At 57.0% G+C, this 25192-nt stretch carries 23 protein-coding genes; 13 read left to right on the top strand and 10 right to left on the bottom strand.

Going from position 1 to position 25192, the window contains the following annotated elements; all coding sequences use genetic code 11:
• Positions 1–206 precede the first annotated feature (206 nt).
• Genes rloA through PMYSY11_RS12970 form a run of 3 tightly spaced genes read left to right on the top strand, consistent with a single transcriptional unit; the run spans position 207 to position 3265 of the window.
• Positions 207–743 carry a retropepsin-like aspartic peptidase RloA gene (gene rloA, locus PMYSY11_RS12980; protein WP_069898677.1) on the top strand — a complete coding sequence of 179 codons (537 nt, stop codon included), beginning with the start codon at positions 207–209 and terminating at the stop codon, positions 741–743.
• A 5-nt stretch (positions 744–748) separates the two neighbouring features.
• On the top strand, positions 749–2275 hold the full coding sequence (rloB, locus tag PMYSY11_RS12975) for an osmotic stress tolerance membrane protein RloB (RefSeq protein ID WP_150549436.1): 1527 nt from the start codon (positions 749–751) through the stop codon (positions 2273–2275).
• A gap of 3 nt (positions 2276–2278) precedes the next feature.
• Positions 2279–3265 carry an alpha-L-glutamate ligase-like protein gene (locus tag PMYSY11_RS12970; protein ID WP_069898676.1) on the top strand — a complete coding sequence of 329 codons (987 nt, stop codon included), beginning with the start codon at positions 2279–2281 and terminating at the stop codon, positions 3263–3265.
• A 34-nt stretch (positions 3266–3299) separates the two neighbouring features.
• Here the strand turns inward: PMYSY11_RS12970 and pabB are convergent, their stop codons facing one another.
• Positions 3300–4649, bottom strand: a complete 1350-nt coding sequence (pabB, locus tag PMYSY11_RS12965; RefSeq protein WP_150549435.1) for an aminodeoxychorismate synthase component I — start codon at positions 4647–4649, stop codon at positions 3300–3302.
• Between the two features lie 157 nt (positions 4650–4806).
• On the opposite strand from pabB, the gene PMYSY11_RS12960 reads away from it, so the two are divergent.
• The 3 genes from PMYSY11_RS12960 to PMYSY11_RS12950 all read left to right on the top strand — a co-directional run bounded on the left by PMYSY11_RS12960 (position 4807) and on the right by PMYSY11_RS12950 (position 11188).
• Positions 4807–7515, top strand: coding sequence for a winged helix-turn-helix domain-containing protein (locus PMYSY11_RS12960; protein WP_239655483.1), 2709 nt, complete (start codon positions 4807–4809; stop codon positions 7513–7515).
• Complete coding sequence (locus PMYSY11_RS12955) at positions 7515–10238, top strand: winged helix-turn-helix domain-containing protein (RefSeq protein WP_150549434.1); 2724 nt, start codon at positions 7515–7517, stop codon at positions 10236–10238. Before PMYSY11_RS12960 ends, PMYSY11_RS12955 begins: the two co-directional genes overlap by 1 nt.
• Positions 10239–10486: 248 nt before the next feature.
• Entirely contained in the window at positions 10487–11188 is a 702-nt protein-coding gene (locus PMYSY11_RS12950; protein ID WP_150549433.1) for an MlaA family lipoprotein, read from the top strand.
• A 104-nt stretch (positions 11189–11292) separates the two neighbouring features.
• On the opposite strand, the gene folE is transcribed toward PMYSY11_RS12950, so the two are convergent.
• The 5 genes from folE to nhaD all read right to left on the bottom strand — a co-directional run bounded on the left by folE (position 11293) and on the right by nhaD (position 15150).
• Positions 11293–11841: a GTP cyclohydrolase I FolE gene (gene folE, locus PMYSY11_RS12945; RefSeq protein WP_150549432.1), complete on the bottom strand. Its 549-nt coding sequence runs from the start codon at positions 11839–11841 to the stop codon at positions 11293–11295.
• A 127-nt stretch (positions 11842–11968) separates the two neighbouring features.
• On the bottom strand, positions 11969–12526 hold the full coding sequence (locus PMYSY11_RS12940) for a Smr/MutS family protein (protein ID WP_069898669.1): 558 nt from the start codon (positions 12524–12526) through the stop codon (positions 11969–11971).
• Between the two features lie 62 nt (positions 12527–12588).
• Positions 12589–12909, bottom strand: coding sequence for a hypothetical protein (locus PMYSY11_RS12935; RefSeq protein ID WP_069898667.1), 321 nt, complete (start codon positions 12907–12909; stop codon positions 12589–12591).
• Between the two features lie 87 nt (positions 12910–12996).
• Positions 12997–13593 (bottom strand): cysteine hydrolase family protein, encoded by a 597-nt coding sequence (locus tag PMYSY11_RS12930; RefSeq protein WP_090509146.1) that lies wholly within the window; start codon positions 13591–13593, stop codon positions 12997–12999.
• 267 nt (positions 13594–13860) lie between these two features.
• Complete coding sequence (nhaD, locus tag PMYSY11_RS12925) at positions 13861–15150, bottom strand: sodium:proton antiporter NhaD (protein WP_069898665.1); 1290 nt, start codon at positions 15148–15150, stop codon at positions 13861–13863.
• 232 nt (positions 15151–15382) lie between these two features.
• On the opposite strand from nhaD, the gene prmB reads away from it, so the two are divergent.
• The gene (gene prmB, locus PMYSY11_RS12920) at positions 15383–16303 is read left to right on the top strand and encodes a 50S ribosomal protein L3 N(5)-glutamine methyltransferase (protein ID WP_150549431.1); all 921 of its coding nucleotides are present in this window, start codon (positions 15383–15385) and stop codon (positions 16301–16303) included.
• Between the two features lie 10 nt (positions 16304–16313).
• Here the strand turns inward: prmB and PMYSY11_RS12915 are convergent, their stop codons facing one another.
• Both PMYSY11_RS12915 and PMYSY11_RS12910 read right to left on the bottom strand, forming a co-directional pair.
• On the bottom strand, positions 16314–17099 hold the full coding sequence (locus tag PMYSY11_RS12915; protein WP_150549430.1) for a hypothetical protein: 786 nt from the start codon (positions 17097–17099) through the stop codon (positions 16314–16316).
• Positions 17100–17171: 72 nt separating this feature from the next.
• Complete coding sequence (locus PMYSY11_RS12910; protein WP_150549429.1) at positions 17172–18125, bottom strand: alpha/beta hydrolase family protein; 954 nt, start codon at positions 18123–18125, stop codon at positions 17172–17174.
• Between the two features lie 264 nt (positions 18126–18389).
• Here PMYSY11_RS12910 and aroC point away from each other — a divergent pair, with 264 nt between their 5' ends.
• From aroC to PMYSY11_RS12880, 6 genes are all read left to right on the top strand, one after another.
• A complete protein-coding gene (gene aroC, locus PMYSY11_RS12905; RefSeq protein WP_069898658.1) occupies positions 18390–19481 on the top strand; it encodes a chorismate synthase in 1092 nt (363 codons plus the stop codon).
• 81 nt (positions 19482–19562) lie between these two features.
• A complete protein-coding gene (locus PMYSY11_RS12900; RefSeq protein ID WP_150549428.1) occupies positions 19563–20714 on the top strand; it encodes an MFS transporter in 1152 nt (383 codons plus the stop codon).
• The gene (locus tag PMYSY11_RS12895; protein ID WP_150549427.1) at positions 20711–21331 is read left to right on the top strand and encodes a methylthioribulose 1-phosphate dehydratase; all 621 of its coding nucleotides are present in this window, start codon (positions 20711–20713) and stop codon (positions 21329–21331) included. The genes PMYSY11_RS12900 and PMYSY11_RS12895 overlap by 4 nt, the downstream gene beginning before the upstream one ends.
• A 40-nt stretch (positions 21332–21371) precedes the next feature.
• On the top strand, positions 21372–21917 hold the full coding sequence (locus tag PMYSY11_RS12890; RefSeq protein WP_069898652.1) for a 1,2-dihydroxy-3-keto-5-methylthiopentene dioxygenase: 546 nt from the start codon (positions 21372–21374) through the stop codon (positions 21915–21917).
• Between the two features lie 35 nt (positions 21918–21952).
• A complete protein-coding gene (mtnC, locus tag PMYSY11_RS12885) occupies positions 21953–22627 on the top strand; it encodes an acireductone synthase (RefSeq protein WP_150549426.1) in 675 nt (224 codons plus the stop codon).
• Positions 22628–22709: 82 nt separating this feature from the next.
• Positions 22710–23639 carry an MBL fold metallo-hydrolase gene (locus PMYSY11_RS12880; protein WP_150549425.1) on the top strand — a complete coding sequence of 310 codons (930 nt, stop codon included), beginning with the start codon at positions 22710–22712 and terminating at the stop codon, positions 23637–23639.
• Here PMYSY11_RS12880 and PMYSY11_RS12875 read toward each other — a convergent pair.
• Positions 23636–24133, bottom strand: coding sequence for a methylated-DNA--[protein]-cysteine S-methyltransferase (locus tag PMYSY11_RS12875; RefSeq protein WP_150549424.1), 498 nt, complete (start codon positions 24131–24133; stop codon positions 23636–23638). The genes PMYSY11_RS12880 and PMYSY11_RS12875 overlap by 4 nt on opposite strands.
• Before the next feature lie 3 nt (positions 24134–24136).
• Positions 24137–25024 carry a DNA-3-methyladenine glycosylase family protein gene (locus PMYSY11_RS12870; protein WP_150549423.1) on the bottom strand — a complete coding sequence of 296 codons (888 nt, stop codon included), beginning with the start codon at positions 25022–25024 and terminating at the stop codon, positions 24137–24139.
• Positions 25025–25192 lie beyond the last annotated feature (168 nt).

Raw genomic sequence — 25192 nt, 5'->3', positions numbered from 1 at the left:
TGGTTGGTAGACGCTGATTGCTTGCCTAACCCCAACAAACTTACTGGGTCGCTATCTGTTGTCCGCCAAATGCGCCATGTTAGACTTCGCCCCGTTTGAGCATGCTTTTACGCATGCCTGCTAAACTTCAGCGTATATACCAGCCTGCCGGGTAGATGCGCGCGGGTCTTTAGCCTCATTGATAGAGAAAAATACTAACGGGATTTATGAGACTCACGCCTAACCTACTGTTTCTATGGCTATTTATTGTTCCCTGTGTAGCAGTTGCAGCGGACAAGTCTGTCTACGGCCTTAATGAATACACACAGTTGGTGAATCTCAATATTGAGGTTGCCGCCAAACTCGATACCGGGGCCAAGACCGCCTCTCTCAGCGCACGTGATATCAAACGCTTCAAGCGTGACGGCGAGACATGGGTGCGCTTTTATCTGGCCATAGATGATGCGCACAGCAATCCTATCGAACGTCCTCTGGCCCGTGTCAGCAAGATCAAACGCCGCTCCGGCGACTATGATCCAAATGAAGAAAAAACCTACACCGCCCGACCTGTAATCGAGCTGGATATCTGCATGGGTGAAGCGCTTCGCAAAATTGAAGTGAACTTGACCGACCGAAGTGCATTCCAATATCCGCTTCTTATCGGCTCGGAAGCACTCAAACGCTTCGGTGCTATGGTAGATCCAAGCCTTAAATATGCAGCAGGCAAGCCTGACTGTGCCAATGACGTAACCCCCGGCGAGTAATGCCCATGCGCTCTCTTAACTTGCACCTTAAAATTCTGATTTTGCTCACCGTGAGCTTGGGCATTTTGATTACTGCCTATCAGATATTCATTTTGGGTATTCCCCTTACCTCTGATGAAACTGACGACTTGTGGAACATTGACGCCAAGGTCGAGTTTCAGGCCAGCCCTCGCGAGCCGGTCAAACTGCAGATGTTTGTGCCTCCGCTCAATCAGGATTATGTAAGCCTCAACGAGAGCTTCATTTCCAATAACTACGGCGTGAGCATCAATCGCGCCGATGGCAATCGCAAAGCCACCTGGTCTGCACGCCGGGCAAGTGGCAAGCAAACCATTTATTACCGCCTGGTACTGACCAAGCGCTACAGCGGTGAGCAAGCCAAGGCCAAAGGCCCGATTTTCCGCGACAGTCTGCCGGTTGAAGGCGCCGAGAAAATCGCTGCAGAAGCATTGCTCGCACCGATTCGTCAGCATTCCGCTGACGTTGAAACCTTCATCAGTGAAACCATCAAACGGGTTAACAACGACGCCGACGACAACGCCAAGTTGCTGCTCGGTGGCGATGCCTCAACCGAAAACAAGGCCAAGGCGGTCGAGTTGCTGTTGTCCATCGCGCACGTGCCGATGGAGCGGGTACACACCATTCGCCTGGCTGCTGAAATTCAGCAGGACCCGGAGCTTTGGCTGCGCAGCTTCAACGGCGAGAAGTGGCTGTATTTCAATCCGGTGAGTGGTGAGCAAGGTTTGCCGTCGGATCGTCTGGTCTGGTGGGTGGGCAATGACCCGCTGATGAATCTTGAAGGCGGTAAGCAGGCCAACGTTACCTTCAGCCTGAACAACAGCGAAATGAATGCAATTCGTCTGGCTAAGCTGACCGACGAAAGCACCGATGCCGGCTTCCTGTCCTATTCACTGTACGGCCTGCCGTTGCAGACTCAGCACAACTTCCAGATCATGGTCATGATCCCGATCGGGGTTCTGCTCATCCTGATCTTGCGTAACCTCGGCGGCCTGCAAACCCTCGGCACCTTTACGCCGGTTCTGATCGCACTGGCGTTCCGCGAGACGGGTTTGGGTTTCGGTATCGTGCTGTTTACCTTCATCACGGCGCTGGGCCTGTCGCTGCGCTCCTACCTTGAACACTTGAAACTGCAGATGCTGCCTCGACTGTCGGTGGTGCTGACGTTCGTGGTTGTGCTGATTGCAGTGATCAGCTTGTTCAGCCACAAACTGGGTATGGATCGCGGCCTCTCGGTAGCATTGTTCCCGATGGTAATTCTGACCATGACCATCGAGCGTCTGTCGATTACATGGGAAGAGCGTGGCGCTGGCCATGCCTTGAAAGTGGGTGTGGGCACATTGATCGCCGCATCGCTTGCGCATCTGTTGATGACCGTGCCTGAACTGGTTTACTTCGTGTTCACTTTCCCGGCAATCCTGTTGATCCTGGTGGGCTTCATGTTGGCAATGGGTCGCTATCGCGGCTATCGCCTGACTGAACTGTTCCGCTTCAATGCCTTCCTCAAGGAGTGACCTATGTTTGGCCTCTGGAAACGTTGGAAGGCTCTTGAAGAGCTGGGCATCATGGGCATCAACCGACGTAATGCTGATTACGTGCTCAAGTACAACAAGCGCCACCTGTACCCCTTGGTGGATGACAAGATCATCACTAAGGAACGGGCGATTGAGTCGGGCATTAACGTGCCCGAAATGTACGGGATCATCTCGACCGAAAAAGAGATCGATAACCTTGAGAAGATCATTGGTGAGCGCAGCGATTTCGTAGTCAAGCCCGCGCAAGGTGCGGGCGGTGACGGGATTCTGGTAGTTGCTGATCGCTTTGAGGACCGCTTCCGTACCGTCTCGGGCCGGATCATCAGTCTTGAAGAGATCCAGCACCAGATCTCGAGCATTCTCACCGGTCTCTATTCGTTGGGCGGTCTGCGTGACCGCGCGCTGATCGAGTACCGTGTGGTGCCCGATCAGATCTTCAAAAGCATCAGCTACGAAGGCGTGCCGGATATTCGCATCATCGTGTTGATGGGCTATCCGGTCATGGCAATGCTGCGCTTGCCGACGCGTCAGTCAGGCGGCAAGGCCAACCTGCACCAAGGTGCGATTGGTGTAGGCGTTGATCTGGCGACCGGCATGACATTGGGCGGGACCTGGCTGAACAACAAGATCTCCAAGCACCCCGATACAACCAATGCCGTGGACGGTGTTCAGTTGCCGAACTGGAAAGGCTTCATGACCTTGGCTGCAGGCTGTTATGAGCTGTGTGGGTTGGGTTATATCGGTGTCGACATGGTGCTCGATCAGGACAAGGGTCCCTTGATTCTGGAGCTCAATGCGCGTCCCGGCTTGAATATCCAGATCGCCAACAACAGTGGTTTGACCCTGCGTGCGCATGCGGTCGAAGCACGTTTGGCTGAACTGGCGAAAGACGGCATCACGGAGTCTGTCGAGGAACGGGTTCGCTTCACTCAGGAAGCGTTCGCGTACATGGCACCTGTGCAGGTCTGAGTTGAATAAGCCGCTGGGCAATCCAGCGGCTTAGCTACTTGCCAAGGTTCTGCAGGGTACTCAGCAACACATTGACCTTGGTTATCGACTCCTGATATTCCGCCTGCCACTGTGAATCAGCAACAATCCCGCCACCGCCCCAGCAACTGATAACGCTATCGCGAGCCAGCAGGCTGCGAATGGCAATCGAGCTGTCCATTTCGCCGCGAATATCCAGATACATCAATGAGCCGCAATACAGTGCGCGACGGGTAGGTTCGAGTTCGTCGATGATCTGCATGGCGCGAATCTTGGGTGCGCCGGTGATCGAGCCGCCGGGAAAGCTGCCGGCAAACAGGTCCAGCGCGTCTTTGTCTGCGGCTAATTCACCGGTTACCGCGCTCACCAGATGATGCACATTGGGGTAGCTTTCGAGCGCGAACAGTTCAGGCACGCGCACTGAGCCAATCCGGCAACTGCGGCCCAGATCGTTGCGCAGCAAATCAACGATCATCAAGTTTTCAGCGCGGTCTTTACGGCTATTGAGTAGCTCATCTGCCTGCGCTTTGTCTTGTTCTGGCGTGTGCCCGCGCGGGCGTGTGCCCTTTATCGGGCGGGTTTCTACATGGCCCCGGCTTACGTGCATGAAACGCTCGGGTGATAAACTGAGAATGGCGTTGTTTTCGCCCAACCCGAGATAGCCGGAAAACGGAGTAGGGCATACTTCACGCAACGCCTGATAGGCGCCCCACGGATCACCCTCATACTCGGCCTGAAAGCGCTGAGCATAATTTACCTGATAGCAATCACCCGCTGAAATGTAACTTTGGATCCGCTCAAAGGCCTGTTTGTAGTCCGTTGATCGGATATTGGCTCGAAAATCACCGGCCAATTTGAAGTTTTGCGGGCTGCTTTCGCGCTTTTTTTCAAATACTGCGATCAGTTTTTTGCGTTGCTGTTCATCCACGCTCGGATGAAACACCAGTTGGCTGGTAAGTGCTTGATGATCGGTAATCAGCGCCCAGTTATATAAGCCAAGGCGGGCATCCTGAAGGCCAAGATCGTCACAACTTTTCGGCTGCTGAGGTTCGATTCGTTGACCGAAGTCGTAGCCGAAATAGCCCATCAGCCCACCACTGAATGGCAGCTCAAAGTCTGTCGGATAGGCGCACGTTTGAAGCCTTGCAAGGCCCGCACGCAGTCTCTGGTTGAAATCTGCTGCTGACTCATCGGGCGCAGGTACAAAGGTTTCAAGCGGCCAGGCACTGAGCAGGTCGAAACGTCCACGCCCGGCGTTCGGTCGACCTGAGTCGAGCAAGATCGCGCCGCGTTCCTTATGGATGGCATCGAAGTAAACGCACGGCGAGGCTTGATACGGCAGCGGATGGATTTCGCAGATATTCATTTCGGACTTTCACGAGCGTGGATGGCGATTGTAGATCGCCTAAGCAATTGATCCTAGTCTCGTTCAAGGTTTACGCGGGGTTGGACAGCCGATTACTATGGCTGAGAACCAGGAAGGTAAGTGTTACAAATCCAGCACTGTGTATAAGGAAAACATCATGGATGATGTTATTGAATTACCCGTACCGGGTATGACGGCGGCTGCGCAGGAATCTGCCAGAGCCGCCACTGCCCACTTCTGTCGGCAGGCTGTAGACGATTCGCTTCAAGCCCACCCTCACGCCAAACTCATTCAGTTTTCAGCTCCCGCAGGCTTCGGTAAAACCGTGTCCATGCAAATGTTGGCGGCGAGCAGGATGGAGCAAGGAGCGCTTGTTGCCTGGCTTAATATCGTCGATGCGGACAATGACCCGGCAAGTTTCTTTGCTCATCTGATCGCGACGATCTCCGCTCATTCTCCAGGTTTTGGCAGCAATGCTCAGGACTATCTGCGCAACTCTCTGCATATTCCCGTCGATATTGTCATGGAATCACTGCTCGTCGAGTTGGCTGACACGGCGTTACCCATGTTGTTGGTGCTGGATGACTTGCATCGCATCAGCAATGTGCAGTTGCAACAGGCGCTGAACCGGCTGGTTGAGTTCTCGCCGCAAAACTTCACCCTGGCGATTGGCTGCCGCTCGCAACCCCAGATGCAACTGGCTCGCCTGCGGGCCAAGGGGTTATTGCTCGAAATAGGTGAGCAAGAACTGCGCCTCACTAAACTCGAGACCCAGCGTTATCTCAAGCAGCGCGGTCACGAACTCAGTGGCCAGGCCCTGGAAAACTTATACACGCATACCGGCGGTTGGGTGCTGGGTGTGCATTTGGCCAGCTTGTGGCTGGGGCATCGCGCAGACGCCTACGACGGCAATTACGAGCGCCCGGACGAGCCAGACACTGTTGCCGAATACCTGTTGCATTCGGTTCTGTCGACGCTACCGGCGGACGAACAAACCTTGCTGATGACCTTGGCTGTGGCGCAGCAGGTGAGCGGTGATTTGGTCGATTATCTCACCGGCAGCACTGGCGGCCAGGCGACGCTGCAAGCATTCGAAGCGCGCCAGTTGTTTTTGCGTCCGCTGGACCATGAGCGGCACTGGTACCGTTTCCACGATGTGTTTGCCGACTTCCTGCGTAACCGCCTGCAAGCGCAGGATCCTGCGCGTTTCAAGCAACTGAATTACAGCGCCAGTCACTGGTTTGCTGCGCACGGCATGCAGGCCTTGGCAATCCGCCATGCGCACCTTGCCGATGATCCGCGCCTGTTGGCTGAGCTCATTGAAGCGTCCGGCATGCAGATGATCAACCAGGGCGAACTCAGTCTGATCACCTACTGGCGTCAACATGTGCCGTACTCAATTGCCAGCGAATATCCGGTGCTGATGTTGGTCGATGTGTGGACGCGCGCCACGCAAATGGGGCTGCAAGAGGCCAATCGCAATATCGACGACCTGTTGCAAGGCTGGGGTGAGCTGGAGGTGACCACCGACCTGAGTGACAGGCATTTGGCAGCTCTGGCGATCAAGGCGGTGATTGCGCTGCAGAAAGATGATTTGGTGACCTGTGTGCTGCTGGCCCGGCGGGTTGAGGTGCACCTGGGTCAGCACTCGGCATTTGTCGAGGTGACAATGCTGATTGTCGGCGCCATTGCACATGTAATGATGGGCGCGCCGCAGTCGGCGCACCGGCTGTTGGCGCTGGCGCAGCAGCGTAATCATTTCTTGTCCGGGCGCTACCTCGAAATGCAGTTGGCCAATGTCGAGTTGCTGCTGAGTCTTGAGCAAGGGCAAATCAAGCAAGCGGCATTGCTCTATAGCCATCTGCGTCTGCATAGCATGCCGTGGTTTGCCGAGCGCTCGCAGGCATTGGTACTTTCGACCGTTACCGGGGCTGTTATCAAATGCATTCAGGGTGAGTTCGAAGGGCTGGAAAGTCGTCTGCGCTGGGCGCTCGATACTGTCGATCTGATCAGCCCGATCGATGTCTACGCGCAAGGGCTGTTGTGTTTGTCGCGCTTGCAGCGCATGCAGGAAAATCCCAAGGAAGCACACGCCACACTGGTGATGATGCAGAACATGGCGGCCCGGCATAAAGCCTGGCGCTTCTATGCGCTGGCAGTGGGCGATGAGGTTGCGCAAATCCTCCAGGAGACGGCAGTCGACCGCATCAAGCGGGCCGAGTTGAGACTCAAAAGCGTCGACTGGGACAGCCTCGCGGCACCTTACCTGCACATGCGCTTCAATCCGGTGAAATGGATGCAAGGCCTTACACGTGTGCGCTTGCAACAAGCCCGTGGGCATTCCAGTGAGGCCTTGCATGAAATCACCCATCTGCGCGCATTGCTGCTTCCCGACTGGCATGGGCTGCACCGGCTGCGTTTGGACCTGCTCTCGGCGCTTAGCTACCAACGTCTGGGGTATCAGGAGCGTTCTCAAACCTTGTTGGTGCAGTGTTTGATCGATGCCGAGCGCGAAGGTATCCGAACGCTGTTTATCGAGGAGGGTGACAGTGTCCGGCTGATGCTGCAGCAGCTCGAAACGGCTGAGCGCCAACCGGCGCTGCAGGGTTTTATCCGCCAATTGTTGGCGATCTGGCCGGGTTACAGCGCAAGCCAAACGCTGCTAGAGGTGGATGAAGGCTTGACCGAGCGTGAACGCGAGGTGGTGTGTCTGGCTGCACAAGGTATGTCTAACGCCGAGATCGGCGAACAGCTTGAGTTGGCGTTAGGCACTGTCAAATGGCACCTGCACAACATCTACGAAAAACTAAAGGTTCGCAATCGCACCCAGGCGATTCGACGTGCCCGCGAATTGAGTCTCTTGTAATGAACAAAATTGTTGAATATGCCACTGCTCCGGCTCAGCCTCTGCTGCGCACTAAAATTGCGCCCGTCGCAATCAATCCCGAACTGCTGGTGCCACGCGAAACCATGATCGAGCGCCTCGATGCTGCGTGTCAGGGGCCCTTAACTTTAGTGTGCGCGCCTGCCGGCTACGGCAAAAGCGTTTTGCTTGAGCAATACCGTGCGCACTTGCTTGCGGCCGACTTGCAGGTTGCCTGGCTGGCGTGTGACGAGACCGATACTGATCCGCTGCGGGTGCTCGACTATCTGAGTGCTGCTATCGAGAGCTGCTACCCGCAGTTTGATTACTCCCTGCATATTCCGGTGGGCGTTGATGAGGCTGCGGTCGAGCAGGCGATTGATGAGTTTGCCCGCGCACTTGGCAAGCTCCCGGCTGATCTTTACCTGCTCATCGACGACATGCACCGCATCGCCGTGCCGGGCGTGAACGTGCTTTCGCAGCGGCTGATCAGCCAGTTGCCCGCGCACGTTCACCTTATTGGCAGCGCCCGCAGTGGTGCGCTAATTGAGGGGCTGGCACCTGAGCTGCAGGCTCAGACTTTCATGTTGAGTTCTGCGGATCTGCGATTCACTGCGGCGCAGACGGCCAACTATTTACAGGAGATCAAGCAGCTGCAACTGAGCCGGGAAGAGTTGGCGGTGCTGCATGGGCGTAGCGAAGGCTGGGTTACTGCACTGCAACTACTGGCGCTGGCACTCGGTACGGTGGCTGACCGCACCCTGTACATGCAGCAATTGACCGGCAGTGAACGCAATATTGCAGATTATCTGCAAGCTGATGTGCTGGCGGACTTGCCAGATGTGGTGATCCGCTTCTTGCAACAAACCGCCGTTCTCGACGAGTTCAACGCTGAGCTTTGCGATGCGCTGTCCGGTCGCGATGACTCAGCGCAGATGCTGGCCTTTCTCCAGCGTAATCAATTGTTCGTCAAGCCGCTTGAAGAGGCGGACGGCTGGCTGCGTTACCATGGGCTGTTCGCCGACTTCAATCGCACTGGTATACCCAGCAGTGGCGAGCTGGCGACACTCCAGCGCAGCGCCGCACAATGGTGTCTCGATAAGGGTCATTTCGCCAAGGCGATCAAGTACCTGTTGCGTGCTGGCGACTTTGCCCGTGGCGCCGAGCTGCTTGAGCTGCACGGTGGCAGTCTGGTCTCCAGCAACGAGGTTTACAGCGTGCTCAAAGTGCTCAAGCAATTACCCAGTGAGGTGATTCTTGAGCACGCCGTGTTCCAGATTTTTTATGCCTGGCAGCTGGCCTTGGAGCAGCGATATGCCGAGGCAGAGGCGCTGATTGAAGATGTAAGCCTGCGGCTGCCGCATGGCCAGAGTGGTGCTTTGCATTACGGTCTGGCGGAATTGATGGTTGCTGCACAAGTGCTTAAGGCCCTGATCCTGCTGTATCAGGACAAGCTGGAGAGCTGCCTGAAGGTCGCGCGTCATTGGTTGCGACTGGTGTCCGAGAATCAGCCGGTATTCAGTGCCAGTCTGTTGTGCATCCAGGCCGCAGCTTACACCTTGCTGGGCGAGGTGGATGAAGGGGTCAAGTCGATTGCCCGCGCACGCCAGTATCTGAGCCAAAGCGCAAATACCTACTTGCTTGTGGTTACCTCACTGATCGAGGCGCTGGTGTGTAAAGAGGCCGGCGATCTCCTGCATGGCAGTCAGGTTGCGGACGAAACCCGCGCCCGGGTCAAGAAGGTTTACGGGATGGACAGCCGCGTGGTGGAGCCGCTGACGCTTGTCAGTGCCGATCTGCTTTATGAGCGTAATGAGCACGCGCAGATCATCGACAAACTGCCCGATGCGATCACCTGGCGCGATGTTGCAACGCCGGTTGAGCTGATAAGCCGGGGCAAGCTGGTGATGGCGCGGGCCTACTTCTATGCCGGTGACACTGATAAAGGCCTGGCTGTGCTTGATGATTGGCTGGATGGTCTGCATGCGCCAGGTTATGAGCGGGTATTTGCCCTGGGCATGAGTTGCCGGGTGCAGTTCCTGTTATGGTTACGCCGCCCCAATGAGGCCGAGCGCACGTCCTTGCAACTGCAACGGCACATGGCAGGCATACCGGACGGTCGGTTCAGTGAGGCGCAAACCGCTCGCGTGCTCACTGAAGCCCGTCTGGCCTTGGCCGAGCGCCGGGCGGATAAAGCTCAGGCAGTACTTGAAACTTGCCTCGGCAAGCATCTGGCTGAGCATCAGCGCGAGCGGCGGCTGCATATATCCTTGCTATTGGCGGTTGCCCATTGGCGTAAAGGCCACACCGAAAAAGCCTTTGAGTTGTTCGGCGTGAGCCTCGAAAAAGCCTGGGATTGTGGTTATCGGCGCATGTTCCTCGATGACGCCAATTGGCTCTATCCGTTGATGGATGCCTGGTTGGCGGCTGATCCTGGCCGTAAGGAACGCTGGCTGTCGGTTGCCGAACAGTGGCGCGAGCAATGCAAGGTGCTCAAACTCGACCCTGACAGCGCCGAAGATAATCAGGACGTCAGCCGCCGTGAACGGGAGATCCTGCGTTTTGTCGCGGCGGGGCTTTCGAACCGGGATATTGCTCAGGCTGTGCACCTGTCGGAGGCGACAATCAAATGGCACCTGCATAATCTGTTTACCAAGCTGAGTGTTCGCAGCCGTACTCAAGCCGTGTTGAAGGGCAAGAGTCTGGGATTGTTGAGCGAGGCTTGAGTCCAGCGTTGCACGCAAATTGGCAGTAAACGCTGCAACCTTGTGTAACGGCGGCGGGTGTTTGAGGTCTACAGCTAAAATCGCCCTCAGCCGTTATTTGGGTTTGTTGCGCTATGCTGTCAAGCTGCCACTTTAGGGGCGACAGGCATTATACTGAGCGCCTATTTTTTGCAGGGCTGCGCAATTCAGGCAGCCCTCAACGGGCTATGCGGTTTTGCTGGCCAGCCGTAATTTGAGGAGAGATGGTGATGCACGAGTCTGGAGCGCCAGTATACAAGCGCCTTTTGAAATGGGCTGCTTGCTGCAGTATCTCGGTGCTGCCTGTTCTGGCTCACGCCACTGAGGATGATCCGTGGATTGGCTATAACCGTGTGATGTTCGACATCAACGACACGCTCGATGCTTATACCCTCAAGCCCATTGCCAAAGGCTATAAGGCTGTCACGCCGAGTTTCATCCGCACAGGCGTGCACAACTTCTTCAATAACGTGAGTGATACCCGTAACTTCTTCAACAACGTGCTGCAAGGCAAGGTGCGCGACGCCGGCGTAGATACGACGCGCTTCATCCTAAACACCACGCTGGGTGTTGTTGGCGTGTTCGACGTGGCAACCGCCATGGGTTTGCAGGCTAATGATGAAGACTTCGGCCAGACTCTGGGTGTCTGGGGGGTGCCTAACGGACCGTATGTCGTGTTGCCGCTGCTGGGCCCAAGCACCGTGCGCGACAGCTTAGGCAAATTGCCAGACGGTTTGCTGGCAACCGGCCTGTTCATCGACCATGTGCCAACCCGTAACGTGACCTACGCGGTCAACCTGGTGGATGTTCGTGCCGAGCTGCTCTCTGCTGAACGCCTGATAAGCGGTGATCGCTATACGTTCGTGCGCAATGCGTATCTGCAGACCCGTGAGTTCAAGATGAAGGATGGCGATGTCGAAGACGACTTTTAAGCGTCTGCTCCATCTGCCGCCTTGCTGAATACAGCAATAAAAAACCCATGCATGCATGGGTTTTTTATTGGCTGACGCTAACCTGTTTGGCAGGTTTTAGCGGATCAGTTGTTGATCAGGCTGAGAAACTCGCTGCGCGTGGCGGCATTGTTGCGAAACTCGCCAAGCATGACCGAAGTCACCATCGAAGAGTTCTGCTTCTCAACGCCACGCATCATCATGCACATGTGCTGCGCTTCAATCACCACTGCAACGCCCATTGCGCCGGTTACTTGCTGAACAGCATCGGCAATCTGGCGGCTGAGGTTTTCCTGAATTTGCAGGCGGCGTGCGAACATATCGACAATCCGCGCCACTTTCGACAGGCCCAGAACCTTGCCGCTTGGAATATAGGCGACGTGAGCCTTGCCAATAAATGGCAGCAGGTGATGCTCGCAGAGCGAGTACAGCTCAATGTTCTTTACCAGGACCATTTCACTGTTGTCTGAGCTGAACAGTGCGCCGTTGGTGACTTCTTCGAGCGTTTGCTGATAGCCACGGCAGAGATACTGCATGGCTTTTGCGGCGCGCTTGGGGGTGTCAAGCAAGCCTTCGCGAGAGGCATCTTCGCCCAATTGGCCAAGAATCTCGGTGTAGTTTTGTTCCAGGGACATGGAGCTTCCTGTGAATTAGCGGATAGGCACAGACGGGCAGGTTAGGGCGCTGACCCGAAACTGGCAAGTGTTGTATCAATAGGTGCGCGCATTCGGGGTGAATGCGCGCAGGCAATGGTGCCCCAAATTACTCGTCGCGGCCGTCCATCATGGTGCGTTTGAGCATCACATAAACCGCGCCAGTGCCGCCGTGTTTGGGCAGGCAAGAGGTGAATCCAAGCACCTGCGGATGCTGGCGCAGCCAGGTGTTTACATGGCTCTTGATCAGGGGTTTGCGACCGTCTTTGCGTGCAGCCTTGCCGTGGGTGACGCGTACACAGCGGACTTCGAACTTGTTGGCCTCGGCCAGAAATTCCCACAGGGTGTCGCGGGCTTTCTCGACACTCATGCCGTGCAGATCGAGGCTGCCGTCGAAGGCAATCTGGCCCAGCTTGAGCTTGCGCATCTGGCCTTCCTGCACGCCATTGGCCGCCCAGTGCAGCGGGTCTTCAGCGCCAACGTCTATTACAAACTGGTCGGAAAGGCCGTCGACCTTGATCGACTCAACCCGCGTTGCCGCCGCTTGGCGCAAAGTGGCCAGGCGTTTGACATCCGGGCGCGATTTGCCGGTATCGGCACGATCTTGCGTTAAGGGTTTAACGCCGCGCAGTTCGGCTTTGAACAGGGAAAAATCGTCGTCTTGCATCGGGGCCTCCTCCAAGGCCGATAGTGTACCGAAGGATGCCGGATGTTTGTTGCAGAGCCGCGTTAATCGCGCTTTTTCATCAGGTGCGAAGGCATGCTGAGGTCGCTCGGGCGACGCAGACGCCGACGACACATACGCCAGACCCCAATACCGGACCAGAGCAGAATAAGACCGATAACCAGCATTGTCACCGAAGCCCCGACTGAGTCGTTGAGTGGGCCGAGTGCGGCTGGCTGGCCGAGTAGGGTCGCTGCGCCGGCCATCGCCAGCAGGATGCCGAATGCCGCTAGTAACGCGCCTAAGGCAAAGGCTGCGCGCAGGCGCCAACTGCGCGGCTCACGCGGACGCAATCGGCGTGCATCAAAACCATTGGATAGTTTCATCCCGATTTCCTCTTGGGTTATCGAGTGTGAGACCGGCAGTCTCGACAGTGGTTCACACTGATAGCTCAGTGTGAACCGCAAGCCGGATCAGATCAGCGCGCTGGCGTTGGGGACGATCGCGGCAAAGTTGTCAGCAAGGGTGACAATTTCAGCATTGTGGATGTCAGCAGCGCTCATCACTTTACCGTCTGGTGTCGGCAAGTCGCGGGTTGCGCAAGCCGCATCGACGATGGTGCAACGGTAGCCGTAATCTTTGGTGGCGCGCACCGTGGTGCTGATGCTCGAATGGGTCATGAACCCGCAAACAATCAGGTCGAGTCGGCCGAGTGCTTGCAAACGCTCGTGCAGGTCGGTGCCCGAGAACGCGTTAGGTAGGCGCTTCTCGACGACGGTTTCACCGGCAATCGGTGCTGCTTCAGGGATGTGTTCACCACGCGGACCGCGTGGATCGAGCACGCCGCCGGGGATTCCCAGGTGTTTGACATGGACCACAGGAATGCCGGCAGCGCGGGCCGCGGCCAGCAGATTGGCGATTTCGCTCAGGGCCGATTCTACGTTAGGCAGTTGCAGAACGCCGCTGCGGTATTCTTCCTGGGCGTCAATAATCAGCAATGTGGCATTGCGCATCGTGGCCGGAGCAAAACTACGCCCGGTGAGTTGAAGCAACGTTTGTGGATATGACATTGAAGGGTCCTTGCTGCGCATACGACAGTGATCATTCTCCGCTTGAATATAACGACTGTGAACCATTTAAAGGTTTCGGCAGGTTAAATTCAGCGGGCGATTTTTATTGCGCCGGGTATTCAGGGCTCGTTGGGTCTTTGAGCCGGGACGCGCTCTATCCCTTGTATTCTTACGGATAATTGCCGCGCTGGGTAGGGTTAGTAGCGAAATGCCTTCAGCGGTTATGCGAACAGGTGTTCAACCTGAGCGCATAACCGCACAGTGCGGTTAGTACAGCCCGAACACCTGGAACTGTATATACCAGATGCCCAGAGAGCCGAAGAAGTTCAGCAGGATCACCGGCAAAAACTTCATGTGCACGCCGAAGCTATAAGTCTTATCGAGCGACATGGCCATAACCCCGGCAGCAGAGCCCACCACGGTAAGCGAACCGCCAATGCCCACCATCAGCGCATTCAGTGCCCACTGGTCGAGGCCAAGTTGCGGGTTGGACATCAATGCAGCGGCTTCGACCGGTACGTTGTCCATCACGCCAGAGGCGACGCCCAGAATCATGTTGACGCTGGTGGGGTGCATGATCTCGAACAAGCGCGAGATATACGACAGCCAGCCAACATGGTTGAGGCATGAAACAGCCGTGATAATGCCGATGAAGAACAGCAGGGCGTTCCACTCGACCTTCTGCAGTTGATCCTGCCAGGGCATTTCAATGCCCTTGCGTATCAACCACCACGCGTAGATCGCGACCATGCCCAGGCCAATACCGATGGCGAATTCGATGCTTACACGCAGGAATACGTTGCACAGCACCGCGCCGACAACCGCGAAAAAGCCAACCACTGCCAGGCCCGCGCCGCCCGGCTTGAGCGCCGTTTCCGACTGGTCGGCAATATGAATCAGTTGCTCGTCACTGAGTTTACGCAGGTAGAAAAAGTGCAGGGCGGCGGCAAAGATCAGCCAGCCAATGAGTGCGGACGGGATCAACAGGAGCAGGCCGGCAATGCTGATTTTTCCCGCAAGCACCACCATCAGGCTGGTCGAGGTCCCCAGGAACCAGACGCCTGAGTTTGAGGCAATCACGATGTTGCACAGGGCAATGTGGGTGTAGCGCTGGTTGACCGAAATATTCTTTACGGTTTTACCGAAAATCATCGCCGTGGTGATGTTGTTGAGGAACGGTGAAAGCAGAGCGGACAGCGCCCCCGTCGCCCAGAACATGCCTCTGGCGCCCAAACCTTTACCCATCAGGTAGCCGTTAAGCGCAGTGAACACGTTACGTTCATTGAGCAGTTCGACCACCATCCACATGAACGCCATGAAGGCGATCAGGCCGAACAGTTCGCCTTTGGTTTCGCTTTGGGCGTGGAGGAAATACTGGAAGCCGTTGGGGTCGGTGAGGGCGTAATGAGCGCCAATTACGATCAGGCCAGACATCATGAACATGGCGGGCTTGAACTTATCCATCTCCAACTGTGCTTCAAAAACGATTAGCGTCATGCCAATAAGGAATATCGCCAGCACGAGCAAGCCCGTGAGCGAAAAGGGGTCTATGACCATTTTGTGAGATTTCTCAAGTCGTTAAGTGGGTAGGAAGGGTTAAAAATTCGTTGCGAATTATAACGGTGCCATTGGGGGATTGGCAGGCCAGCACCGCTGCTTTAGCGGCTTAAATGGGCAAATAAGCGCCCTGACTGAGCAGTCCGTTTGCGCCTTGGTGTGCAGGGGCCTGCCGGTAGATTTAATGTTCTGTAAACTAGTGGCTCTTTTCGCCGTTCTTGAGAGTGCCGATATGTTTGCAGCAACCACCCGCTTGCGCACTTTGCGTGACTACATTCGCTGGGCTGTTAGCCGCTTTCAGAGTGAAGAACTGTTTTTTGGCCACGGCACAGACAACGCCTGGGATGAGGCGCGCCAGCTGGTCCTCGGCGCATTGCATCTGCCTTGGGAAATTGCCGATAGCTACCTCGATTGCCGCCTTGAAGATGACGAACACACGCATTTGCAGGCGTTGTTGAAAAAGCGCATCGAAGAACGAGTGCCCACCGCCTACCTGTTGGGCGAAGCCTGGTTTTGCGGCCTGCCGTTTCTGGTGGATGAGCGGGTGCTGGTGCCGCGCTCACCGATTGCCGAGTTGATTGATAAACGCTTCCGGCCTTGGCTGGCCAAAGAGCCAATGCGCATTCTTGACCTGTGCACCGGCTCGGGCTGTATTGGTATCGCCTGTGCCTACGAGTTCATGGAAGCCGAGGTGGTGCTTGCCGACCTGTCTTATGACGCATTGGAAGTCGCCAACCAGAACATCGAGCGCCACGGCATTGAAGAGCGCGTGTATACCGTTCAGGGCGATGGTTTCGAGGGCTTGCCCGGCCAGCGTTTCGACCTGATTGTGTCAAACCCGCCTTATGTCGATGCGGAAGATTTCGCTGATATGCCAGCCGAATACCATCACGAACCGGAACTTGGCCTTGCCTGTGGCAATGACGGCTTGGATTTGGTGCGCAGAATGCTAGCCGAGGCCGCCGATCACCTGACCGAGCAGGGCACACTGGTCGTTGAAGTGGGCAATAGCCAGGTCCACGTGCAGGCGCTATACCCAGAGGTGGACTTTACCTGGCTGGATTTCAGCAACGGTGGGCATGGCGTGTTCTTGTTGGCGGCAGAGCAATGCCGCGAGCATCAGGCGTTATTCCGTGAGCGCGCTAACGGTTAACGGCAGCCCTTCAATGGGTGGCGATCCAGATCAACAAGCCTGCCTGAAACAAACTGAAAGTAACCAGGCAGGCGATGGTGAAGCGCAGACCTGAGTCTTCACGCTTGAACTGCTCCATGCGCTCTTCGACCTTGCGCAGTTTTATAGCCTGTTCGAGCAGACTGCGGTCGGCTTGTTCGAGCATTTGGGCGGCCTCAATGACTTCAATGATTTGCACTTTCTGGGCATTCCAGTCGCTGTTCAGGCTGCCCACACGTGGGGCGCTGTATTGAGCCTTGAGTTGCTGCGCATCGCTGTACTCAAGGGTGAAACCGAGCGTTTGCAACATATGGTCGCGCAGTTGCCGGGCCGCCGGTGTAGGCGACTGTTTGACTGAGAGTGCGCCACCTTCAATCATATAATGAGCGCAATGTTGCTGCGCCCAGGCAATGCCCTGAGCCAGCAGGAAGCGCCCCAAACCACGGTTTTGCGGCTCTATGCGCAAACCAGTGTCCGGGCCAAAACGCACTTCTTTGTTGCGATGATCGATCCACACTTCCAGGCAGTTCTGCGCTTTGCGTTGCGCCAGTTCCGGCACCTGTACGCTCAAACGCAGCAGGCTCTGGCCATTGCCGTGGCGCTCGGCCCGGCCGTATTGGACAAATCTCAGCGGTCGCGCGCCCGTGTGGCTGTCCGCGTTGAGCGCGCTCAGGCGCAGCAGGCGAAACTGGCTGGGAGCGATATTGGCCCACGGATGTGGCTGCTCGACGGCAGGCGCCTCAGGGGCGGTCGGTTCTTCAACTGGGCTGTCGAGCATGATAGGCGATCCTGTGCGCTATACCGGTGGAGGCATTTACGCTATCGGCCGCTGTTAAACATTCTTAAATGGCTACTGTTCGGTGTGTTCAATGAACTGGCTCAGCGCGTCGATCAATTCACGCGCCAGCGGCAGTTTCGGATTGTCGTAAGAGGCCAGCTGCGCCTTCATGTCCAGCGGGACAATGCGCAGCACATGGTTCATGCCCTTGATTACGACCAGTTGCGCGTCGGGGCGTGCTTCTTTGAGGCGCAGTGCGTCGGCGACATCGACCTGAATGTCATGATCACCCTGAATAATCAGCGCCGGTGCGTTGGCCTGGCTGAAGGCCTTGGCCGGATCCTGACGGAACAGGCTGATCAGATACGGCTGTACCGTGGGCCTGAACAACACCTCAAGTTCTTGCGGCACATCCAGTGTCGGTTTACCGGCAATCAACGAGTCGAGAATGGTCGAGCTTTTGCCCAGCAGGGCAGGTGGCAGACGATAGCTGAGCTGTTCGCGCAGGACCTGATCAATCGGCCTTGAACTGCCGGCAATCGAGACAATACCGTCAACCTTGAACTTATCGGCGCTCAGGCTGGCGATCAACGCGCCCTCGCTGTGGCCCGCGACGAAAACTTTGTTGAAGCGCGCGTCGCCTCGCAGCATTTTCAGCCAACCTTGCGCGTCGGCCACATACTGCTCGACGCTGAGATCACGCTCATTGGGCGTCGCGGGGCGGCTGGCAGCAACACCGCGCTTGTCGTAGCGCAAGGTGGCGATACCGCGCTGCGCCAATTGCTTGGCCAGCCGACGCAGCGTGTCGTTGTGGCCGCCACCCGGATTATTGCCGTTACGGTCGGTTGGGCCGGAGCCTGCAATGAGCAACACCACGGGCATTTGCGCGTCGGTCTTGGGCAGTTCGAGCGTGCCAAAGAGTGTGCCCTGGCTGGTCTGCAAGTTCACAGGGCGCTGCAATACAGCTTGCGCCGCCTGGGCGAGTGGGGCGAACAGGGTGAGGGTCAAGAGAAGAACTCGCAACATATATAGGCACATTGGCATCGGGTGATGATTGGATAGTCGCAGCGGCGGAAGGTTCTATGCAGGCAACAAATACTCCTGGGCGCGAATGCGCCCGTGGAGCTTGTGCGGCACTTGTGTGGCCAAGGGTGAACTGCGCGTGCTGCACGGGTATACTCGCGGCCTGCATTTTTGGCTGTTATCGCATGGCTGTGCAAACTGGGGCTTCATAGCCCGCGCAGACTACAGGAATGGCCCCTGAATTGATTCACGTGGAGTGTTTAGCACATGTCAGGCAATACTTACGGCAAGTTGTTCTCCGTTACCACCGCGGGCGAAAGCCATGGCCCGGCGTTGGTGGCGATTGTTGACGGTTGCCCGCCTGGGCTTGAGCTTTCACTCGAAGACATGCAGCGGGATCTGGACCGGCGCAAGCCGGGCACCAGCCGCCACACAACGCAGCGTCAGGAAGACGATGTGGTAGAGATTCTGTCCGGGGTGTTCGAGGGGCGTACCACGGGTTGCTCGATCGGCTTGCTGATTCGCAACACTGACCAGAAGTCCAAGGACTACTCGGCGATCAAGGACACTTTCCGTCCGGCCCACGCCGACTACACCTATCACCACAAATACGGCATTCGCGATTACCGTGGCGGTGGCCGCAGCTCGGCGCGGGAAACCGCCATGCGCGTGGCCGCCGGTGCCATTGCCAAGAAGTATCTGGCCACTCAGGGCATCGTCATTCGCGGCTACATGAGCCAGCTTGGCCCCATCGAGATTCCATTCAAGAGTTGGGAGCACGTCGACAACAACGCATTCTTCAGTGCCGATCCCGATAAAGTGCCTGAGCTTGAGGCGTACATGGATCAACTGCGCCGCGATCAGGATTCCGTGGGCGCGAAGATCACCGTTGTTGCCGAAGGGGTTATGCCCGGTTTGGGCGAGCCGATTTTCGATCGCCTCGATGCCGAACTGGCCCATGCGCTGATGAGTATCAACGCGGTTAAAGGTGTCGAGATTGGCGCCGGATTCGCCAGTGTTGCCCAGCGCGGCACCGAGCACCGCGACGAACTCACACCGCAAGGCTTCCTCAGCAACAACGCCGGCGGCATTCTGGGCGGTATTTCATCCGGCCAGCCGATTGTTGCGCATCTGGCGCTCAAGCCTACTTCGAGCATCACCACGCCGGGCCAGTCGATTGACATCAACGGCCAGCCGGTCGATGTGATCACCAAAGGCCGACACGACCCTTGCGTCGGTATTCGCGCGACCCCGATTGCCGAGGCGATGATGGCCATCGTGCTGATGGATCATCTGTTACGCCATCGCGGCCAGAACGCGGATGTGCGCGTGAACACGCCGGTAATCGGGCAATTGTGATCACCTGCGGTTCAGCCGGACTTGTTCGGGCCGACCTGTTGGCGGCCCGCCAAGTTATCAGCCAATTTTGAGCCGTTAGCGATGCCCGGCGCATTGCCGTATTGGCGGCTTTCAGGTTTCTACTTCTGCTATTTCGCCCTGCTGGGCGCCACGGCGCCATTTCTGGCGCTGTACTTCGATTACCTTGAATTCTCTCCTGCGCGTATTGGCGAGCTGATCGCCATTACCATGCTGATGCGTTGTGTGGCCCCGAACGTGTGGGGCTGGCTGGGCGATTACACCGGCCGCAGGCTGGCGATCGTGCGCTTTGGCGCGGTGTGCACACTGATCAGTTTTGCCGGCATCTTCATCAGTAAAAGTTATGCATGGCTGGCGCTGGTGATGGCCCTGCATGCGTTTTTCTGGCATGCAGTGTTGCCGCAGTTCGAGGTCATCACCCTGGCGCATTTGCGCGAACAGGCTGCCAAATACAGCCAGATCCGCCTCTGGGGCAGCATCGGTTTTATCGTCGCGGTCGTCGGCCTCGGGCAATTGTTCGAGCATTTGAGTTTGGCGGCCTATCCGCTGGCAATCGTGCTGATCATGGCGGCGATCTGCATCAGCAGCTTCTGGGTGCCGGATGCGCAGCCCCGTCATCGGCCCGAATTTGCGGGTCAGGGCCGGTTCATCGAGCAACTTAAACGTCCGCAAATATTAGGCTTCTACCTCAGTGTGAGCCTGATGCAATTGAGCAATGGCCCTTACTACACCTTTCTCAGCGTGCACCTCGAAGCGCTCGGTTATGCGCGTGGCGCAATTGGTGGTTTCTGGGCGCTGGGCGTGCTCGCCGAAATCGTTCTGTTCATGTTCATGGCGCAGTTGCTGGCGCGTTTTTCACTGCGCCGGGTGTTGTTGGCCAGTTTTCTGATAACCGCCGTGCGTTGGGTCTTGCTGGGCAATCTTGCCGATCACGTGGTGGTTCTGATCATTGCTCAGCTAATGCACGCCGCCACCTTTGGCAGCTTCCATGCCGCCTCGATTCATTTCGTGCAACGCAGCTTCGGTGACCGCCAGCAAGGGCAGGGCCAGGCCCTTTACGCTGCGTTAGCCGGAGTGGGCGGTGCACTGGGTGCCCTGTATTCGGGTTACAGTTGGAGTACCTTGGGCTCGTCCTGGACATTCACGCTTGCCAGCGTCGCGGTTCTAGCCGGCGCGGCAGTCATCGCTACTTGCCTTAAAGAGGAGCGGCCATGAGCCAGACTCGCGAAACACTTGCGCAGCAGATCATCGAAGCGGGGCAGTTCCTTTACGCACGCGGTTGGTCCCCTGCCACCAGCAGTAATTACTCGGCGCGCCTGAGCACCGACTCGGCGTTGCTAACGGTTTCTGGCAAGCACAAGGGCCAGTTGGACGTTGACGATGTGCTGGCCACCGACCTGCTCGGCAACAGCCTTGAGCCCGGTAAAAAGCCCTCTGCCGAAACGCTGTTGCACACGCAGCTGTACAGTTGGAGTGAAGCGATTGGCGCCGTGTTGCACACCCATTCGGTGAATGCGACGGTGCTCTCGCGTTTGACCCTGAGTGATTCGCTGGTATTCGCCGATTACGAGTTGCAGAAAGCCTTTAGCGGTATCACCACCCATGAATGTCAGGTTGAAGTGCCAATCTTCGACAATGATCAGGACATCGCGCGCTTAGCCCGCAAGGTGCAGGTCTGGCTGGATGAGCACCCGGACTGCGTCGGTTATCTGATCCGTGGTCATGGGCTGTATACCTGGGGCGCGCAGATGAGCGATGCCTTGCGCCAGATTGAAGCCTTTGAGTTCCTCTTCGAGTGCGAACTTAAAGTGCGCGCGCTGCACAAGATTTGACTCCGTTTACCGTTTTTTAGTTATTTTCTGAGGAATCGCCATGAGCACCCTGAGCGTATTTCATGAGTCATCACCCGAGTTGCCACACAAGGTTCTGACCCACGCCGAAGACATCAGCAGCACGCTGGCCGAAGTGGGCGTGCGCTTCGAACGCTGGCAGGCCAGTGCGCCGATCAAGCCGGGCGCCAGCTCTGAAGAGGTCATCAGCGCCTACCAAAGCCAGATCGACCAACTGATGAGCGAGCGCGGCTATGTCACCGTTGATGTGGTGAGCCTGAGCGAAGATCACCCGCAGAAGGCTGAGCTGCGTGCCAAGTTTTTGGATGAGCACCGTCATGCAGAAGACGAAGTGCGTTTTTTTGTGGCGGGGCGTGGCTTGTTCACCCTGCATATCGATGATCACGTCTACGCCGTATTGTGCGAGAAAAATGACCTGATCTCAGTGCCTGCCGGTACACGTCACTGGTTCGATATGGGCGAGCGCCCGCACTTTGTGGCGATTCGTCTGTTCAATAATCCCGAGGGCTGGGTTGCCGAGTTTACCGGCGAAGACATTGCCAGCCGTTTCCCGCGTATTGATGACTAACTCAAGCGCCCGCTGCCTATTCGAGAGCTCTGATCATGCCTGTTAAAGCCATTCTTACCGATATCGAGGGCACTACCAGCGCCGTCAGTTTTGTCTTCGATGTGCTGTTTCCCTACGCGGTCGAACACTTGCCGGCCTTTGTGCTTGAGCATGCGCACGAGCCCCAGGTGGCGCAGTTGCTCGATGCAGTTCGTGAAGACAGCGCCGAGCCGGAGGCCGACACAATACGGGTTATCGAGATACTCCTGCAGTGGATCGCCGATGACCGCAAGGCCACGCCGCTCAAGGCATTGCAGGGCATGATCTGGCAGCAGGGCTACGCCAATGGCCAACTCAAGGGCCATGTCTATCCGGATGCAGTGGAGGCGCTGAAGCGCTGGAAGCAGCAGGGTTATGCTCTGTACGTTTACTCGTCCGGCTCGATTCAGGCGCAGAAGCTGATTTTTGGCTGCTCCGAAGCCGGCGATTTGAGCCCGCTGTTCAGCGGCTACTTTGATACCACCTCCGGTCCCAAGCGTGAAGTGGGCTCCTATCAGCGCATTGCCGAAGCGATAGGATTGCCGGCGGAGGCGATTGTGTTTTTGTCGGATGTCGTCGAAGAACTCGACGCAGCCCAGCAAGCCGGTATGCAGACTATCGGCCTGGTACGCAAAGGCGGTGAGCTTGCAGGACATGAGTGCGTGGCCAGTTTTGCGCTGATCAATCTCTGATTGGTCCTTTGCCTCACGTCAGCAAGCTGTTATCTCTGAGACCGTGCCGGCGTTCGCTGGTTGAGTCATAAGGAGATAACTCATGTTGAAACGGACAATCGCGCTGCTGGGGTTTTGCATTGCCAGTTCGGCAAATACTCATGCCGAACTCGGCGAAGCCAAGTCAGCCACTGCCACCTGCCCGAAAACCGGGGTTTATCTGCAGGTTCTGGGTTCCGGTGGACCGGAGTTGAACGACAAGCGCGCCTCCAGCGCGTATGTGGTGTGGGCAGACGGTGTGGCGCAGGTGCTGGTCGACCTCGGTAACGGGGCGGCAAACAATATGGGCCTGGCCGGCGTTGATATCAGCCAGGTGCCTATTGTGCTGCTGACCCACTTGCACAGTGATCACAGCGCCGATTTTGCACCGCTGATCAAGGCGCTGTTCTTCACTGACCGGCAGACCGATTTGCAAGTTTACGGGCCTACGGCGAGCAAATTCTTCCCAGATACCGAAACCTTCGTGCAACGCTTTGTTGGTGAGCAGGGCGTTTACCCTTACTTGCAGGGGTTTGTGAACGGCAATGCCCGTTACCAGATCAAGGCGCATAATCTGACACCAAGCCCGCAAGTACAAACGCTGGACACCGGCGAGGTGAAAATAACCGCGATTGATGCCGAGCACGGGCCGGTGCCATCGCTGGCTTATCGTGTCGAGATCGATGGCAAGTCGCTGACGTTTTCCGGTGATAACGGCGGCCACAGTGACAACCTGATCCGCCTTGCCCAAGGCAGCGATCTGCTGGTTGCACACAACGCCATTCCCGAGGGCGCAAAGGGCGTCGTGGTGCGCCTGCATATGTTGCCGAGCCGGATTGGCGAAATAAGCCGTGATGCGCAGGTCAAACAGGTGCTGCTCTCGCATTTCATGAGCCGCACGGTCGACCAGCAGGCGCAAACGCTGGCGGCGATTAATGCGTTCTATAAAGGCCCGGTCGAATTTGCCAGCGACATGCAGTGCGTCGAACTTTAAAGCGAGAGCCGCGATTGTTCGGGGAATTGCGCACCTTCGAGGCGCAGTAGCAGGGCTTTGCGTTGCAGGCCGCCGGCATAACCGGTCAGGCTGCCATCGCGGCCGATCACCCGATGGCAGGGAATAATCAGCGCAATCGGATTGGCGCCATTGGCAGTGCCCACAGCACGCACAGCTTTTGGCCGGCCAATCGCGGTGGCCAGCTCGGCGTAACTGCTGGTTTGGCCGTAACCGATACCTTGCAGGGCTTGCCATACCGTGCGCTGGAACTCGGTGCCGCGCGGCGCCAGCGTCAACTCGAAACGTTTGCGGCGACCGGCAAAGTACTCATCGAGTTGCCGGCACACGGCGTCGAGTTGCTTGCCAGCAGGCTGCCAGTTCTCGCCGATTTTCCACGGCTTGCTGTCAATTTCCATCAGCAGTTGTTGCAGCCCGCTTGCGTCGCCCGCGATAAGCAGTTGACCGATTGGGCTGCTGTGATATCGATAGAACACCACTTATGCTCCTGAGTAATTTTCCCAAAGATGCGCTGCGGCATAAGCACGCCACGGCCGCCAGGCCTCTGCCAGCAGTTTGAGCTGTTTGGCCTTGATGCCATCATTACCCCAGACCGGCGCTTTGAGCAGGCCGAGATCGCTGTCCGGGAATGCATCCGGTTCGCCAAACGCGCGCAACGCTATGTATTCCGCAGTCCACGGGCCAATACCGGGGAGGGCGCAAAGGCGTTCGACCAGCGCCTGATAACCCATTTGCATGCTCAATTGCAGATTGCCACTGGCAATCTCGCGGGCAAAGTTCTGCAAGGTTTCAACGCGCTTGCCCGGCATGCCGATGCCCTGCAAGTCTGCTGCAGCAATTGCTGCGGCCGTCGGAAACAAGCGCTCGACGCCTGGCGTTGATGGCCCGGATAACGGCTTGCCTAAACGCTCGACCAGACGACCGGTAACGGTCACCGCCGCTTTCACCGTAACCTGCTGACCGACGATGGCGCGCACGGCCTGCTCGAACGGATCAAATGCGGTGGGCAGGCGCAATCCGGGATTGCGCGCCAATAGCGGCGCTAGCGTGGTGTCGGCGCTCAAGTGCTGGTTGATCAGTGCAGGGTTTGCATCAAGGTCGAACATCTTGCGAACGCGCTGGGTCAGCGCTGGTATACAGGCTTCGCTCCCCGGACTCACCCGAAGAATCAGTGCAGGTGCTTCTGCAGATGGCGCCACTGAAAACCAGCCGTCAGTACCGTCGATATGGAAACTGCGGCTGTAACGTTTGGCTTGCAGGGATTCGACGCCTTTGAGGGCGCGCAGGGCAAAATGGCTGTGGAATTGCTGCCATTGCCACGGCGCCTGATAGGGCAGAACCAGCTCGGTGAATTGATCGTTTTCCATGCGCTGACATTACCCGCACGCGGCGCAATTGTCAGGGCTGAAATGACTTTCAAGCATTCATTGTGCATTTAGCTGCCATTGAGTGCTGGCGTGCTGTTGAGAAGGTTCGACCTGTAACCCGCTGCCACGTAGAATGCGCAGCCTTATCGATTGGCCGTGGTTGAATTT

Source organism: Pseudomonas marincola, assembly GCF_900682675.2.
Classification (GTDB): Bacteria; Pseudomonadota; Gammaproteobacteria; order Pseudomonadales; family Pseudomonadaceae; genus Aquipseudomonas; species Aquipseudomonas marincola.
This window is presented reverse-complemented; position numbering and strand designations above follow the sequence as displayed.